Here is a 16,695-nt window from a genome sequence, read left to right as displayed (position 1 = left end):
TATCTTTTAACTTAAAATCAATATTTACTAATTTTGTTCTTTTAAACTATTCTCAAAATCAATTATCCACTTTTCTAATGTTTCTACTAATGCTAATTGTTGTTTAAACATTTGTTTTCCAACATTAGGAATATGTTGTCTATGAGATTGTCTTTCATTTAGTAATTCTTTTAATTCTAATATCTTTGATTTTATATTAGAAACAAGAATCTTTTTTTGTTCATCATCTACTAAATCTAAATTCGTGATAATAACATTAAAATCCAAATATAGACTAACATCAGAATTTGAAATATCATTCATAAGTTTATTAAAATAATCATTACCTTTGTCAGTAATAGTATATACTGCTTTATCTGGCATATTTCTCTCTTTCTCTTTATGGCTAACAATATATTCTTTTGATTCTAATTGTAATACTTTCTTATAAATAGACTGTTCACTAATTTTTACCCATCTTGGTATATTACGATATTCTATATTTTTTTTAATATCATAAGCACTTTGTGATTTTTGTTTAATAAGTCCTAATAATACTAAATCTATATTTGACATAATCTCTACTCCTTACTTAATATTCTGTAACGCCAAGTCTATTTCCAAATGGATCTTCAAACTCGACTGCATTACCAGTTCCAATTTTAAAAGGCTCACTCAAAAACTTTATACCATTGTTCAACATTTCTTTATAGAAGATTGCAACATCTTCTACTTCAAACCATATTGTAGGCTTTAAATTCTCAAATTTATTTTTGTCTTTTAAAATTATTGCAGGTTCTTCATTTCCAATATTATAAGCAACCATTCCCTTATTAGAGAAATCAAATTTCTTTTTAACCCCAATATTTCCTCATAATATCTTTTTGCTTCTTCCATATTATCTACAGGAAGAAAATAGTTGTCATAATTTTTCATATATTTAAGCCCTTCTTTCTACTACAAACTATACTACTATATTTTATAGTAGTTATAATTAAATGTCAATAAATAATAAAAAAATAATGTAAGCGTCAAATAACGAGCATAAAAAGTACTGGATGAAAACCAACCAGATAGGATCATTCTGTTTTTTAATTGATGCTCAAAAAGGACATATCGCTATGCCTTTTTGTCCCTATATAATGTTTTTGGTAATTTCTTTGACCATGGCATGATTTCTTCCAGCATGTTTTCTGTTAATTTATTTCCTGCCATTTTTGTAAGTATGTATTCTATGTAGTCATTAGGTTTTAACTTGTTCATTTTTGCACTTTCAATAATGCTGTATGCCGCACCACTTGCCTTCGCTCCATTGATACTGTTACTGAATAGAAAGTTCTTTCTTCCTATGGCAAAGACTTTACAACATCTTTCCGCTGAGTTGTTAGAAATTTCAACACGTCCATCTTCTATGTAATATCTTAAATATTTTTCATTGTTGATGGCATAGGTCAAAGCAGTATGCAAATGTGTTTTCTCAACTGAATGAGGATAGACAGCTTTGACTTTTTGATAGAACTCATCAAGAACTGGCAATGAATTCTTTTTTCTTTCCTCAGTTATACGATCAAAATCATTTCTGTATTTTTTATCATATACCTTTTCCAGGTGGAACAGTTTGTTAAGCATCTGGTACATTTTATATGTTTCTGTTTCTTTTATTTCTGTTCCTTTTGGTGCTACATCCATGACTTCTACAAACTTCCTTCTAAGATGTGCAAAGCATCCCATGTTTTTTACATCTTCCACATTTGAATATGCCTTATAGCCATCACTTTGTATAATTCCCTGATATCCTTCTAAGAAGTTGCTCGCTCTTTCATGTTTTCTGTCATTTTCAAACTGATAGAGAACCATTTGCTTTTCTTCGCTTCTTCCTGTTTTATAAACCCATACGTAGCTGTCCTGTCTTCCTTCACTTTTTTTAAGTTCCAGTACTTCCAGGGTTGTTTCATCTGCATTGATATAGCTGCATTTGAGAAGTTCCTTATGCATATAGTCAACAAATGTCTGAAAATAAAGATCATAGAGCTTTATGATCCAGTTGGACATTGTCTGTCTTGACAGCGTGATTCCAACTCTTTCAAGTGCCTTTTCCTGTCTGTATAGCGGCAATGACAGATTGAACTTTTTATCCAGAATAGATGCAAGCAGTGATGGTGATGCAAAGCTCTTTGGAATAACAGATGCTGGCACATCACCCTTATACATTGGAGTTGTTTCTATTTCTTCATCATAATCTGCACTGTAGACATACTGAATGTTGATTAGCACATTATATAAAATAAAAACAATACCATCCAGTCAATTAAAATTAATAAATGCAACAAAACAGTTAGAATAATTTGATAAAATTATATGCAAGTTATTCTAACTGTTTTATTATTATATAAAGGAGTTAAACATACGAAAAAAGAAAGGGTCATCGGTTCGCCTTCCTGCCTTTCTTTTCCCAAAAAACAAAACGTATGTTTTGTACAAGATTATGATAACATTTCAAACCTTCAATTTCAACAATTATTCTCAAGATTCATATGACCTTGATATTTCATCTCTTGCTCTTACTAAAATCAAATGTACATGCGGTTCTACTGGTCATTTTCACAGACATGCTGTCTATCCCCGTTATTTAACTCTTGATTCTGACAATACTATTTTAATTTCTATCGTTAGAATCAAATGCGAAAGCTGTAACTGTACTCATGCTCTTTTGCCCAGTATTATCATTCCTTACCGGATTTTGTCCAATCCCTGTATAATAAAAATAATCCAGTCCTATCGCAATGTCAGTGATTCTGCTTCTGTTATTTCTAAAATAACTGGTTTTTCTAGAGAACTGGTCAAAAAAATTATTGCCTTTTATATTAAATTTCACAAAGAACGTCTCACTTCTTTTTTGGCTTTTTTTGGTAGGTGTGACTTTGAATGTTTTGATTTCATAATAAATTATTTTTCAGAATATCATGTTATGTTTATGCAGCATATTTCAACTAAAAATATGATCATTTTTACATGATTTCTTTTTCCCATACCCCTTCCTTTGAATATGCCTCCACTCTGTTATATGGTTAGGTCAGGAGGTGTATTCTATATGAATAACAGTAAAAAAGAAGATTTAAACATTCAAATTGCACTTTTCAGGTATGAACTGATCGTTCCCGTTCTTAATGAAACATATCCTGACCGTTCTGCGCTGCAGTACTACAAAAGAATTACGTCTACTCCGTTTCGGTATCCTGACGGCACTTCTAAAGAATTCTCTTTCCAGACTGTACGGTACTGGTATGACCTGTACCGCAGGGAGGGATTTAATGGGCTGATGCCAAAAACACGTGAAGACAAGGGGCATTCACGCAAACTGACCAAAGATGTAAAAAATAAAATCATTGATATGAAAGCAAACAACTCCAGGATGACCGCCACTTCCATTTATCTAAAACTGATAGAAGATGGCGATATATTGAAAAAAGATGTATCACTTTCAACAGTATCAAGATTTATTGCCTCAAAACCCGAACTTAACCGAATACCTGTTGAAGATATGCGGGCCTTTGAAATGGAACATTCCAATGACATGTGGCAGATGGATACTACTTACTGTTCCTATATTAACGATGACAGCGGGCATAAGCTCAGAACATATCTGATCATGATTATTGATGATCATTCAAGGATGATTGTTGGTTATGGATTTTTTCTCGAAGACAATGCAGTAAATGTTCAAACCGTATTAAAGAGAGCTGTAACTAAATACGGCATACCAAAAAGAATTTTTACTGACAACGGCACACCGTACAAGAATGAACAGCTGCCACTTATCTGTGCTCAGCTGCAGATTCAGATAAGTCGTGCAAAAATCTTTCATGGCAACCAGAAAGGAAAGGTGGAGCGGGCCTTTAAATCAGTAAAGGAACAGTGGATGTACAATACTGATTTCAGCCAGTTTAAAAGTATCGAGGATATAGATGCTGCTTTTGGTATATATGTCAATCAAAAAAACAATTCTCCACATGCATCATTAAACGGTCAAACACCATTGAATGTATTTATGGATGATTCAAACTTAATCAGGAGAATCGATTCAAATTTACTTGAAAAGATATTTTATCATACGGTTACCAGAAAGGTAGCCAATGATGCAACAATCAGACTCAATACCAGAATTTATGAAACAAAACAGGAATATATCGGCACAAGAATAACAGTTAAATACAAACCGGATTTAAGCAACGTTTATATATATGAAAATGACAGTTATATAGAAATCTTTGAAGTCAGAAAGGTTGACAATTCCAGAATAAAAAGAAATAAACCATTATTTGCACAGGAGGATTCATGATGAAGGATTTTAAGATTTATTACGGACTTGAATTCAATCCGTTTGAAAAAGGACAGCCTGATATAGAAATATCTACAAATGATTTTAAAGAAGCACTTGGTCGGCTTAACTATCTGAAAGATGTTCGAGGAATTGGACTTTTCACAGGACGCAGTGGAACTGGCAAGACATTTATCATGAAAAAATTCAGTGAGACACTAAACCCAGGACTGTATAAGGTTATCTATATGCCAATGTCTACATTGACAACGATTGAATTTTATCGTGAGCTGAGCAGTCAGCTTGGGCTGGAACCACAGCATAAAAAAATAGATAATTTCAGAAATATACAGAGCTATATAAAAAGTACTGTCGATGAAAAAAGGATCGTACCAGTGATCATACTGGATGAAGCTCAGTTTTTAAAAACTGATATTCTTAATGATCTTATAATGCTTTTAAATTTTAATTTTGATTCAAATAATTATGTAATTTTGATCCTGTCAGGAACACCAGTATTAAATCACACTGTCAACAGAGCTGTGCATGAAGCATTGAAACAGCGAATTGTAATTCAGTATGAAACTTCTGGAATGAATGAGAAAGATATCGAAAGGTATGTGGTTGAAAAGCTAAAAAAAGCAGGAAGAACACAGCCGCTGATAATGCCAGATGCGCTCAAGGCATTATCAAATGCAAGCCAGGGATCATCAAGAAAGCTGAATAATTTATTGACCCACTGTTTAATAATAGGAGCAGCCAGAGAGAAAATGGTAATCGATAATGAAACAGTAATGGAGGCAGCAAATGAAATCGGATAAAACAATAAGATATAACTGCAGATATAAAAAGCAGGTATGGAAATGTGAAATAAGAAATATAAAAAAAATCAATGAAATAACATCATTCAGTATAAGCGGAAGAAAGAGCAGGTATGACATATATTTAATTCAGCTGGGACAAGAGCGTTGGATTGGTATACCAGAGATAAATGTATCAAGTCCATTAAGTACGTTAGATGATATTTTTTGGAACAGTGAAAGGATTGGAAATATCATGCACAGCATAATTGATGGTGTAATGATTGCAGAAGGATTAAAATTAATATATGAAAATGCAGTGTAAAGCTGCATTTTTGTTACTGTTAAAGTATAAAATAAAGTGCGGATATTGTCTAAAATAGTATAACAAATTTAATTAATCGTGATGATTTTACATTTAATACTGTCTAATTTAATTTGAAAAAAGTTAGTTAAATTAATTCGCTAAACAACATACTGAACATGTCTGATGACTTCATAGTATTCCTTATTGTTAAACCGCAATTTCAATACCGCTAGATTTTTAATAAAACTGCACATTAACTTAACTGTATGATTAAAGATATGACGTTTCAAACCGCATATTTCTAATCTTTTTTTTATTTCTTTTTGGTGTATTATATATTTATACATGCTAAATTTATGAAAGGAAAAAAGAAAAGAAACAGCCCCTTAAAGTATCCTACCCCTTTAATACTGTTTCTTTTCCATCGTCAGTTGATACTGATGATACAAATAGTATGATACAAGATTTTTCATTAATTATCAAGTCTGCCTTAAATTCTCAAAATATCAGATTCTTTAATGAACCGTCCTTTGAACAAATTGAATGGATAGAATCTTACTGTCTCAATCATATTCATTCCTCTTCTGTTCATTGTCACAATAATATTTCCTGTAAATCCTCTAACATTGTTTATTTCCGATGCTATTCAAGACATTATGTTTCTTTTCATCAGTCTGTTCATGATGATTTAATTACGATTCCCGTTTTCTATTGCCAGAATGACAAACATTTTCATGCTGTCCTTCCTGGCTCTATTTTTATTCCTCATTGTTCTTTTTCTGTGTTTTTTGTTTTAAAAATTCTTGCCTTAAAATTTTTTTCCTCTTTTACTGTTGGTAAACTGACTTCCATGTTTGGAATTTCTGTTTCAACTTTATATCGATGGATTAAAAAATATCATACATATCTGCGTATTTTTAATTTCCTCAAAAATAAATATAAAATGTCCTTCTTTGTTCATCTGATTTATAATTACAGTTCTGTCATTCAGGATCTTTTTGACTTTAATCTTCATACTCTTTTTCAGTATGACCGCAGTTTATTTAATCGAACCTCTTAGCCTCTTTCCTGCATTTCACAATTAAATAAGATGGCAATGTTATGTATCTTTCAGTTGTTCTATACTCTGTTTGAGGAGGAATTAATATGAATACACAAAATACTGCCAGCTATGAATACAGAAAACTTGTTAGCCAGATCAAGTTTTCTTTGATTGCACCAGTGATTTCTCATACTTATACTGATACTTCTGCCGGTGCCTATTTTAAACGTGTCGCAAAAAATGAAGTGAACTGGCCTGATGGCACTAAAAGGAAATTTTCTGATCAGACTATCAAGGGCTGGCTTTATATTTACCGGAACTCTGGCTTTGATGGCCTGATGCCAAAAGATCGTCTGGATTCGGGGAGAGTTAGAAAACTTGATGAAGAACACAAACAGTATATTGCATCCTTAATAAAGGAATACCCTAGAATTACTGGTGTCATGGTTTATGAGAAAATGATTGCAGATGGAATCCTGAACAAAGGAGACTGTTCCGTAGATACCATACAGCGTTATATTAAAAACAGCGGTTTAAGGAACAGTCATGGGGAAACACTGACCAGAGAAAGAAGAACATGGGAATTTGCTCATTCCTGTGACGGCTACGAAGCAGATACCTGTCACACATTCTATATTTATGACGAGGAAAATATTTACAGGAAAACCTATCTTATCGCTATGATTGATAATCATTCCAGAATGATCGTTGGTGCAGAATTCTTTTTCAATGACAATGCGGTTAACTTTCAAAAAGTATGGCATGATGCGGTATTAAGATATGGAAGAAGCAAAGTATTAATTTTAGATAATGGAAGCAGCTACAGAAATAAAAGTACTAGGGAAATAGAAGCAAGACTTGGAACCAAGATTATTTATAATCCCCCGTATTCACCGACTGGCAAGGCTCTTATAGAGAGATTCTTTCATACAATGAAGATGCGGTTTATGGATATACATAAAGGCTCAGATTACCATTCCCTCAGTCAGTTGAATAATGATCTGAACAGGTGGATCAATGAATATAACAGAACGATTCATTCATCATTAAAGGAAGATGAAAATGACAATCATACGCCCCTTGAACGCTATCTGTACGATATGAAGGATATAGAAGTAGCGAGACTGTCAAATAAATCACCTGTTGACTATGCTGACTGGCTAGCCGACACATTTCTTCATGAAACAACCAGAAAAGTAAACGGAGATTCTACCGTGCTTGTTGAGAATCAGCTGTTTGATGTACCATCAGTTTATATTGGCATGAGGGTGGTCATCCGCTATAATCCCAGAACCTTTGAAGGAACATATCTTTATGACATATCCCAGAAGAAAAAAGTTCCTTTAAAAAGAACGGATCGAATTGAAAACGGAAAAACAAGAAGAGAGGAGATTATATACTAATGGAAATGACAACTTATTATGGAATGGATAAAAATCCATTTACTAAGGATGCAGCTGTTTCAACACTTTTTACATCCAATGATTTCAATCAGATGACAAACCGACTGGAATTTACAATCAGATCAAGAGGTATTGGAGTATTTTTAAGCAACCCGGGAATGGGCAAGACCACATGCCTCAGAAAAACACTTGAAGCACTCAATCCAAATCGCTATGTCGTTATCTATATATGTATGACAACTATTACAGCTATTGATTTTTACCGTATGCTTAATGATGCACTTGGTCTTGAAGAAACAACTAAAAAATCACAGATGTTTCATCAGATTCAGGAGGAATTAAGAAGACTGACATCTGAAAATAAAACAGAAGTGATCATAGCGATAGATGAAGCACAATTTCTAAGGAAAGAGGTACTCAGAGAATTTATAATGCTTATGAACTTTGACTATGACTCAAAAGATTACTGTACACTTATATTTGTAGGTCAGAATGAATTCCTGAGAACACTGCGTCTGAAAGCACTGGAACCATTCAGACAGCGAATCAATATGAATTATACATTTACTGGTTTCAATGAAGAAGAAGTCAAAAATTATGTCATTTCAAGATTGCAGTCTGTCAACTGTCGAAGTGATCTTTTCAAAGAAGAGTGTTATCATACATTGTATTCTCTGATGAATACATCAGTAAGAATACTTAATTTGCTTATCAACAAGAGTCTTATACTTGGAATGCATTACAATAAGGAAATTATTGACAGTGAACTTATCATGGAGGCAAGCAAAGAACTGATGCTTGGATAGGATTATGGATTATATTTACAAGAACAAGGATGGAGGTAAGCTGGTTGGTGAAATTTCATATCTTCATATCACACCGTTTTATGAATTTGAAGTTGAAGCAGGCAACCGCAAATTGAGATGTTATCTAGAACATCTGTCAAATCAATGGAACATATGCATTGCGAACTATGAAATAAATGTGGAACTGGCACATCCAACAGATATATTTTGGAATTCAGATGCACTCTGTGAAAAGGTGAAAGATGAGGATTTAAGCTTACAGATTGCATATGCCATAAAAGAAGTTTATAAAAGCAAGGACTATAGTCAAGATGTACTGTAACAGGTGCATCTTTTTTTGAATCTGTCTGTAATGGAAAAGTTGAAATAATGTGCGCTCGTTAATAAAAAGCAATAAAATAACAGTTAATATAATTTGCGGTTAAGTGATGTGGAGAATATCCGGTTTAACACTTATGATGAACAAGTTCTTTTCTTTCATTCGTTCCAATAAGTCTTAATGGTTTCCCTGTTCGAGGATCAGTTTTATCTTCTATATCATGTTCAACAACTGTTTCAGGAAGATCATCAATATTTCTTTTTCTTGATTTCTTTCTTGAATGTGATGACACCCTTACCTGAAGTTCAGGTTCTGCTTTTATGGGTGTTTCTTCAGTTTCAGCTTCATTAAAAATATTGAGTGTCAACTGATTAGGAATTTCAGTCTTTTCAGTTCTTGAGCCATAGAGAGTCTTTTTATAAAGTACAAGCTGTTCATGAATATAATTCAGTTCCTGTTTGAGACTTTCTATGACATTGTTTTTAGCTTCAAGTTCTGCTTCTAGCTGACTGATTCTTTCTTCATTTTTCATTGATCATCACATCCTTAAAACACAAAAGATTATACCATAAAATACTAGATAATAATACGATTGGAAACCGTATTTTCACATATCATGTCTTCAAATTCCAACCCTTCAATCAGCCAGTTGAGCTGTTGAGGAGTAATCATCAGAACACCAGATTCTTCATGCATTTTAAGTTTAAATTTTCCATTTTCCAGTCTTCTGGTAAAAAGCCAGAATCCATTGGCTTCATAATAGAGCATCTTGATTCGATTGCGTGAAGCATTGGTAAAGATAAACAGACTGTGATCAAGAACATTCATCTTAAATTCGGATGTGACAATCAATGAAAGACCCGCAATCTGTTTTCTCATATCACAGTATTTTTTGGAAACATAGATATTTTTGATCTCATCGGTATTGATAATCATAGCAGACTCTCCAATATTACTCTGACATGTTGCTTTGAACACGAAATATGATGATGATCAATTTCAAAATCAATCATTTCATCATCTTTATCAACAACGACAGGAAGAAAAGAAGATTCTTCTTTAATAATCCGTGACTTATATTTATAGAAACTGGAAACACAGATATGGCTCTGTTGACAGTATTTTTCTATTGACAGTCCACTTGCTTTTTGATCTTCTATAACTTCTTTCCATTGTTCCCTGGTCTTTTTCATCATAAAGATGCACCTCCTTGTTTAGTACATCCTTATTGTATTGAATTATTCTATTATTTATAAGTGCTTAATTATTTGTCGCTTACAGTATTTTCTAATTTTTTAATAAACTTCTCCATATCAAATTTCTTTAATTTGACATTTGTATCAAATAAAGACATACCACATCCAATATCATTTCCTATGAAAAACGGATAGATCATGTCTTTTGTCTTAATAGTTGTTCCAACAGGTGTTTTCCCCTGATGAAGATCAGGTAATCCAATAATATCCACAACACTATCAAAACAACTGATTTTTACTAATTGTGCACTGGCATCATCTTCCATCCACAACTTCTTATTTTTCATTATTTTAACTTTCATGTTTCCTCCTGTGTCTATTCGTCACAAGAGCATAATAAAAGCACAGTAGATACTGTGCTTGACTAATCGATACACTTGTGACCTACATTTTTTATTTTTATTCTGTTTTTGTTATGAATATTTCTTAACATGTTGATCACATCCTTTCTTAAACAGTATTAGTTTATCATGTTCGTTTTTTATGTACAAGATTTTCTTCTCAAAACCAAAAGTGTTTTATTCATTTGTTGTTTTTTCAACTATACAATTTTTATCCAATTAATATTTATATAATTATAGGTTAATAATTGAAAAAAAGGTTTATAATTAGCTTAATACAAATAGCTAGTTCGACACATCATTTTGGATACTGCCGTGGCAGATGAAAAGTACGCGTATACTCATAAAAACTCCTTTCAAAATGCGCTGTCCTGCTGCCATTTGCAGCGATTTGCGCGGTGTAAATTCTTCTTTATGTATCGGTCATTTCTGTACAAAAAATGCAAAACTTAGCAAAATATTGCAAGATGTGTACAGCAATCGTAGTAGAAACGGAGTAAAAAGCTAGTTAGATTACTACTAAAGATTTAAATTGTACCTATTGGCACATCTATTTTATCCCTTGCAACACACACATTATTTTTTATCAAAAAGCACTCCACATAATGCTCACCTTCAAACTCTGTATTTTCCGTATGATGAGTTCCGCTTTCTTTGCAAATATTACCTCGCACCATATCACGTCTTATTGCCTCTGCTCCCACATTTCTAATTTTCCAATAAACATCATACGGTTTTGGACAATCCGTATCTACAATAAAGAAATCAAGTTTTTTATTTTTTCTTATAGGAATCGCACTGTCAATAAGATATTTTCTTAAAAAGAATGGTCTCCAACCATCCTGTGTCACATTGCAATCAATATCAAGAGTATACCTTATGTCAACAGGAAATCTCTCTTCAATAAATTCCTCTGTTGAAGCTCCTCTATCATAATATCTCTTAGTAACAGAATACTGTGCAGATTTTTCTGTTTTTCCTTCAGCTTTTGGAAATGCATTTCCAAGAACTTGCCTCAATATTTTATTGGCATCCTCTGATTCTATTGTAAGATTATTTATCTTATTATACGCCTTCTTTGCCTTACCAACAAACTTTCCATTATCAGAATTATATACACACTGATTACTTCCCATTGCATACCAATAACTTCTATTTTTATCCTGATTTTTCAAAAATGCAAATAAATCTTTTAGTATTTCTAAATAATTTTTTGACGAATCACCAACAAAAAAATCATTATCTTCGAAAAAGTCATATGTCAATGTGTCAATCAATAATCCTCCCATTTTGAAACCAATATGATTTCTCCAGCTTCTTACAATATGACAAAAATCATAATACTTTCCTTCAGATTCTGATTCGCATTCAGCACATGCACTTTGTTCGCTCAATGGATCTGTATACTTCCATTTTCCTCCATCATGTGTATCAGGATACTTAAACCTATCATCCGACTGTTTAAACCCCGGAACTAATTCGACAGTATATTTATTGAAAGCAATAACTACTACTTGACCATCCCCTCTAATATCTGAATTGGGATATTTTTCTTGAAGTACTTTCTTTACATCTTGTAACAATGCAGACTGTCCGTTTTCCGTATATGCCTCATATTTACTATATATACTAGCTGGCAAATCAAATATAACATCCAGATCACTACTTCCACAAACAGCTGTATTTCTTCCCACAGAGCCAACAATATACATATGCAATTCCGTTTCACCATCTAAATTGTAGTAACTCTTATTAAGTTTTTTCGCAATCTCTCCTGTAGTTTTCTTCATATCAGCTAGATTATCTAATTGAATATTACTACAAAATGTTTCAAAGTCATTTATTAATGCCAATTATTCCTCAATCCTTCCTCTAAGTGCCTGTGGTAAAAAATTATCTATTTCTTCGTCCGTATATGTATACTCCATATTTACCTTAAGTGCTTCTGATGCTCTATCAACTGCCTCTTGAGTGGTAGATGGTGCTTCAATATATAATTCATTTAATTCATCCATAATTTTAACATAATTTTCATTAATTTCATCTACACTACATTTTTTCATATGAATATCACAAACTATATGCAATAACCTATTTCGTATAACCAAAAACTTATTCGCATATTCTTTGTTTTGCTTTTCCATTCCTTTTATATCAAAACTTTTAAAATAAGCAGTAATTGTTAACGTTATAAAAGAAAGAACTGCAGAAATTATTTTTGCCCAAATGTTATCACAAAAAATTGAACTCACAATTCCACATGAAGTTACAGAAGCAACTAAAATATTTACAGTTTCTAATTTTGCATACTTCTCATGATAAATATCCGCTTGTTTTTCTTGTATTTTATGAGTCCACACTACACTTGCATAGTTTTGTCTTACCTCATCTAGCAACATTTGATATTCATTATTCATACTAAATCTTCCTCCTAATTTTAACATTCTTGGATATAAAATTTATGTAAGTTTACACAGCATATTAAACCATATATCTTAATACTTTTCCTAACACTTCCCAACCTTTGTTTACATCAACATCCATTTTGCTACCAGGTGCTTTTATTTGTGGCGCTATATATCCGTTTAATGATATTTCATTATAATATTTCAACAATGCTTCCTCAAATGTTTCATTTCCACCAGAATGTTGTTCTCCTTCACGTAAAAAATGCCACCCTTTAATAGCATCATACATAAAGGAATCTATCAAGATTCCTGATAAATGATAACTTGAAAAATGATTATCTCTCACATATCGAATATGTTTACAAGCATCACACAGTAAACCATTTGAGTGCTCATTTTTTTCTTTAATAGCATCTTGTTCTGCTTTAGGATTCGTCGACATCCAATTTCCACCCATATGTGTATCTGGATATTTATATGTTCCATCCCATCCCCATATAGTATTATTTTTAAAAACTGGTAATATTTCAAATTTCATATCATCTGAAAATTGTACTACAACAACTTGTCCATCACCTTTTATATCTGTCTTAGGATATGTAACCAATAATGCATTTCTTACTGCTTGTAACAATCTTGACTGCCCATTTCCATTAGCAGATGAAAAGTGCTCAAATTCACTATCTGGCAATTCAATTAATACATCCAAATCACTTGTATTAATTGCCGTTCCTCTCCCATATGAACCAACATAAAAGCTATGTGCCGTTTCACTTATACTATCCCAAAAAGTCTGATTCACTGCTTTAGTAATTCTTTTATACCTTGTTGATATCAATGATCGCGTATCTGCGTTAATAATATGTGCATTTTTAGTAACCATAGAACTCATATGCCTTCACCCTTTCTACATATAAATTACAAAATTATCTAACAAAGATATTATATCGTCATCTTACCAATTTTTCCACAAAAAACGCCCTAGTCAAAACCAGAGCGTCATCATTCTTCTATATTATATCGCCTTAAATATCCTCTGCGACACCGGCTTCTCCCCTTGTGTCCGTTCTAGTTCCTTTTTGCATTCTGCAGGTCTTCCAGCCGTTTCAATTCATCTTCTGCGTCCTCAAGGCCAAGATGCGTATAAGTGTTAAGCGTAACCCCTATATCACTATGCCCCATAAGGTACTGCAGCATCTTCGGATTCATTCCGGATTTCGCCATATTGCTGCAATAGGATACTTTAACAGTCTGTTTCTTTTCTTTTTCCTTTCGTAATATTTATATTACTATCATACAATAAATCATAGAAAAAAACAGGTGGAAAATTATGCCGTTACAAAGCGCATACCTTACACCTTTTGATTATTTTATTTTGCAGTTTTATTTTATTGTTTAATGTGTTAAAAATGCGGTTTAACAGTTTCCGTTTTTTTATTTCTGTTTCTTTTGGTGCTTTAACCTATACTTCTAAAAACTTCTATCTATGATGTGCTAAACATTCCATGTTTTTACATCTTGCATGTTTAAATATACCTTGTAACCTTCAATTTATATAATTTCCTAATATCCTTCTAAATAATTGCTTGCTCTTTTATGTTTTAAGTCATTTTTATACTGATACATAATCATTTTCTTTTTTGCATCTTTTATATATTCCTGACTTTCTTTAATATCATAATCTTCCTATATACTTTCTGTTATGTCATCTTTTCCAAAAAGATATCCATTATTTCCTGAATATCCTTCTAGATAATGATATTCAATATAGACATATAAATAATATTCACTTGACTGAACCATTTTATCAATCATATATATCAATCATCATTGTTCCTTTTGATTTTTCTTTTACTTTTAAAGTTTATCTTAATTAACCACATAACACATCTTTTTGTTTAACTACGTTTTTCCCACTTTCAAAGTCAATTATGTAAACTGCCAATTCTTTAAAATATTGTATACTTATTTTAAAAAGGTGGTTACTATGTCTAAAAATCTAAAACCAAGAAAAAATTCTTTAATTGATTTAACTAGAAAATATGTTAACAATCATGATGAATGTGTTCAATTCTTTTTCAGCATGAAATGGCCTGTTAGATTTTACTGTGAAAAATGTGACTGTACACATTACTACGCTATTAAAAGAGGCGATGTTTTTCAATGCAGAGAATGTGGACATCAACATGACCTGCTTTCAAATACTATATTTCAAGATAACAAGCTAGATCTTTATAAGCTGATTTTGGGGATGTACCTCTTTTTTACGGCTAATAAAGGTCTATCAGCAGTTGAATTAGCTAGTGAACTTGAAGTAAACTACAAAACAGCTTTATTGCTTTGCAGAAAATGCAGAATACTCATGTTTCAAAGTAAAAGTGATAAAATTTTGGACAGTTTATTTTATGAAGCGGATATTGCCTATATTGGTTCAAAAATAAAGAAGAACACAAACAAGGAGTTGCTACTGAACAGCAACCCTTTTTAGTAGTGTTATCAACATACAAGGAAAACAAGTATTCAAAATTCATAAAACTGATGCCAGTAGCCGTAGATAGCACAAACAATATAGTTAGATTTATTTCAAAAAAGTAGAACTGTCAGGAGAAAGAGTTCTCAATACTGATGGAAAATCATCATTTCTAGGATTAGCTGACAAAATCACATTAAAGTCAGAAAAAATACTCTATGATGAAGATAATCATTGATTATATTGGATCAACATATTGATTGGTGATATAAAAAATAATATTACCGGTATATATCATGGTGTAACAAAGCGTGACTTGCGATTATTCTTGAAAGAGCAGGAGTGGCGTTTCAATCATAGAAATACTGGAAAAAACTTTATGAGTAAAATACAAAAATATATTTTAAAATCACATCGATGTCCTAAAAAAACAATTATTACTGTACTCAATCTGGTTGAGCCATACTATGCACATGTGTCAGATGGTTAATTAAGAAGTTTATTATAACTTGAATATTTATATAAAATGGTGATTTTTTTATGCAAATAATGATAGTTTAAGACAAATGACTTCACCGATACTGTTTAATATAGCATGATAAAAAAATAATTTTTTTAATGATTAACATGTTAGTTAAACTATCTGTTTTATCAGATTATATACACAATGGTTTGAAGAAGGTTTGCTATGTTACATAATCGATCACCACCCTGTTTTCTTCTTATTAAAAATAAAGGAGGAAACAAAGGTGAAAAATCATTTATACGATTATAAAAAGAATGATTTTAAAATAGAAAACAAATCAGGAAACAAGATTTACTATTTAAGGATAAAAGATGAATATATAGAAGTAGATGAAAAAATTTATAAAATATGCAAAGCAAGTTATAATAAATTATATTATACATATCAACAGGAAGTAGCTAAATCCGTCTTACATTATGGAGACATTGATTTAGCTGCTTCTTTTTCTTTGCCAGACAATAAAAACATAATAGATAAGCTATGGTTAAAAGATGTAGTTAATGCTATTTATCAAGAAATAGATTTATTAGATGATTTAGATAAAAAGATTGCTATTGAGGCTTTTATTTATGAATATTCTGATACACAAATAGCAAAACACTTTCATCTCACACGACAGGCAGTAACTTATAGAAAAAAGAAAATCCAGAAACTTCTTCAAAAAAAGTTAAAAAAACTTTTGCACTTTGATGAGTAATTTCTGCGTATATGCATGAAAGG

At 31.9% G+C, this 16,695-nt stretch carries 20 protein-coding genes and 1 pseudogene; 9 read left to right on the top strand and 12 right to left on the bottom strand.

All coding sequences use genetic code 11. The annotated features are described in order from the left end of the window. Positions 1-27: 27 nt before the first annotated feature. From OC535_RS03695 to tnpC, 3 genes and pseudogenes are all read right to left on the bottom strand, one after another. Positions 28-555: a PadR family transcriptional regulator gene (locus tag OC535_RS03695; protein WP_498823192.1), complete on the bottom strand. Its 528-nt coding sequence runs from the start codon at positions 553-555 to the stop codon at positions 28-30. Between the two features lie 16 nt (positions 556-571). Next, a pseudogene (locus OC535_RS03690) lies at positions 572-915 on the bottom strand (VOC family protein). A gap of 183 nt (positions 916-1,098) precedes the next feature. Beyond that, positions 1,099-2,190, bottom strand: a complete 1,092-nt coding sequence (tnpC, locus tag OC535_RS03685; protein WP_498823191.1) for an IS66 family transposase — start codon at positions 2,188-2,190, stop codon at positions 1,099-1,101. A 274-nt stretch (positions 2,191-2,464) separates the two neighbouring features. Between tnpC and OC535_RS03680 the strand changes: the two genes are divergently transcribed. The 7 genes from OC535_RS03680 to OC535_RS03650 all read left to right on the top strand — a co-directional run bounded on the left by OC535_RS03680 (position 2,465) and on the right by OC535_RS03650 (position 8,977). Then, positions 2,465-2,995: a DUF6431 domain-containing protein gene (locus OC535_RS03680; protein WP_222704623.1), complete on the top strand. Its 531-nt coding sequence runs from the start codon at positions 2,465-2,467 to the stop codon at positions 2,993-2,995. Between the two features lie 75 nt (positions 2,996-3,070). Beyond that, positions 3,071-4,318 carry a DDE-type integrase/transposase/recombinase gene (locus OC535_RS03675; protein WP_027088813.1) on the top strand — a complete coding sequence of 416 codons (1,248 nt, stop codon included), beginning with the start codon at positions 3,071-3,073 and terminating at the stop codon, positions 4,316-4,318. Further along, entirely contained in the window at positions 4,318-5,118 is an 801-nt protein-coding gene (locus tag OC535_RS03670) for an ExeA family protein (RefSeq protein WP_498823190.1), read from the top strand. The genes OC535_RS03675 and OC535_RS03670 overlap by 1 nt, the downstream gene beginning before the upstream one ends. Then, positions 5,105-5,422: a DUF6618 family protein gene (locus OC535_RS03665; protein WP_027088811.1), complete on the top strand. Its 318-nt coding sequence runs from the start codon at positions 5,105-5,107 to the stop codon at positions 5,420-5,422. Before OC535_RS03670 ends, OC535_RS03665 begins: the two co-directional genes overlap by 14 nt. 1,128 nt (positions 5,423-6,550) lie before the next feature. Then, positions 6,551-7,849 (top strand): TnsB C-terminal domain-containing protein, encoded by a 1,299-nt coding sequence (locus tag OC535_RS03660; protein WP_498823189.1) that lies wholly within the window; start codon positions 6,551-6,553, stop codon positions 7,847-7,849. Beyond that, positions 7,849-8,655, top strand: coding sequence for an ExeA family protein (locus OC535_RS03655; RefSeq protein WP_498823188.1), 807 nt, complete (start codon positions 7,849-7,851; stop codon positions 8,653-8,655). The genes OC535_RS03660 and OC535_RS03655 overlap by 1 nt, the downstream gene beginning before the upstream one ends. Positions 8,656-8,659: 4 nt before the next feature. Continuing rightward, positions 8,660-8,977 carry a DUF6618 family protein gene (locus OC535_RS03650; protein ID WP_498823187.1) on the top strand — a complete coding sequence of 106 codons (318 nt, stop codon included), beginning with the start codon at positions 8,660-8,662 and terminating at the stop codon, positions 8,975-8,977. 124 nt (positions 8,978-9,101) lie between these two features. Here OC535_RS03650 and OC535_RS03645 read toward each other — a convergent pair whose 3' ends face one another. From OC535_RS03645 to OC535_RS03605, 9 genes are all read right to left on the bottom strand, one after another. Next, entirely contained in the window at positions 9,102-9,506 is a 405-nt protein-coding gene (locus OC535_RS03645; protein ID WP_498823186.1) for an IS66 family transposase, read from the bottom strand. A gap of 44 nt (positions 9,507-9,550) precedes the next feature. Continuing rightward, positions 9,551-9,910, bottom strand: coding sequence for an IS66 family insertion sequence element accessory protein TnpB (gene tnpB / locus OC535_RS03640; protein WP_498823185.1), 360 nt, complete (start codon positions 9,908-9,910; stop codon positions 9,551-9,553). Then, complete coding sequence (tnpA, locus tag OC535_RS03635; protein ID WP_498823184.1) at positions 9,907-10,170, bottom strand: IS66 family insertion sequence element accessory protein TnpA; 264 nt, start codon at positions 10,168-10,170, stop codon at positions 9,907-9,909. The genes tnpB and tnpA overlap by 4 nt, the downstream gene beginning before the upstream one ends. A 68-nt stretch (positions 10,171-10,238) precedes the next feature. After that, entirely contained in the window at positions 10,239-10,532 is a 294-nt protein-coding gene (locus OC535_RS03630; protein ID WP_498823183.1) for an RtcB family protein, read from the bottom strand. A 566-nt stretch (positions 10,533-11,098) separates the two neighbouring features. Next, entirely contained in the window at positions 11,099-12,424 is a 1,326-nt protein-coding gene (locus OC535_RS03625) for a nucleotide-binding domain-containing protein (RefSeq protein ID WP_498823182.1), read from the bottom strand. Continuing rightward, positions 12,425-12,988 (bottom strand): SLATT domain-containing protein, encoded by a 564-nt coding sequence (locus OC535_RS03620; RefSeq protein ID WP_498823181.1) that lies wholly within the window; start codon positions 12,986-12,988, stop codon positions 12,425-12,427. Positions 12,989-13,052: 64 nt separating this feature from the next. Further along, positions 13,053-13,871, bottom strand: a complete 819-nt coding sequence (locus OC535_RS03615) for an SMODS domain-containing nucleotidyltransferase (RefSeq protein ID WP_498823180.1) — start codon at positions 13,869-13,871, stop codon at positions 13,053-13,055. Positions 13,872-14,047: 176 nt separating this feature from the next. Next, complete coding sequence (locus OC535_RS03610) at positions 14,048-14,176, bottom strand: hypothetical protein (RefSeq protein ID WP_498823376.1); 129 nt, start codon at positions 14,174-14,176, stop codon at positions 14,048-14,050. Positions 14,177-14,665: 489 nt separating this feature from the next. Continuing rightward, complete coding sequence (locus OC535_RS03605) at positions 14,666-14,794, bottom strand: hypothetical protein (RefSeq protein ID WP_498823179.1); 129 nt, start codon at positions 14,792-14,794, stop codon at positions 14,666-14,668. A gap of 172 nt (positions 14,795-14,966) precedes the next feature. Between OC535_RS03605 and OC535_RS03600 the strand changes: the two genes are divergently transcribed. Then, positions 14,967-15,467, top strand: a complete 501-nt coding sequence (locus tag OC535_RS03600) for a transposase (RefSeq protein ID WP_498823178.1) — start codon at positions 14,967-14,969, stop codon at positions 15,465-15,467. A 731-nt stretch (positions 15,468-16,198) separates the two neighbouring features. Then, entirely contained in the window at positions 16,199-16,672 is a 474-nt protein-coding gene (locus tag OC535_RS03595; protein WP_498823177.1) for a hypothetical protein, read from the top strand. The last annotated feature ends 23 nt before the right edge of the window (positions 16,673-16,695 follow it).

It is taken from the genome of Clostridium sp. Marseille-Q5894, assembly GCF_946902305.1.
Taxonomy (GTDB): Bacteria; Bacillota_I; Bacilli_A; order Erysipelotrichales; family Coprobacillaceae; genus Thomasclavelia.
The sequence above is the reverse complement of the archived record's forward strand: the minus strand, read 5'-3'. Positions and strand labels throughout refer to the sequence as shown.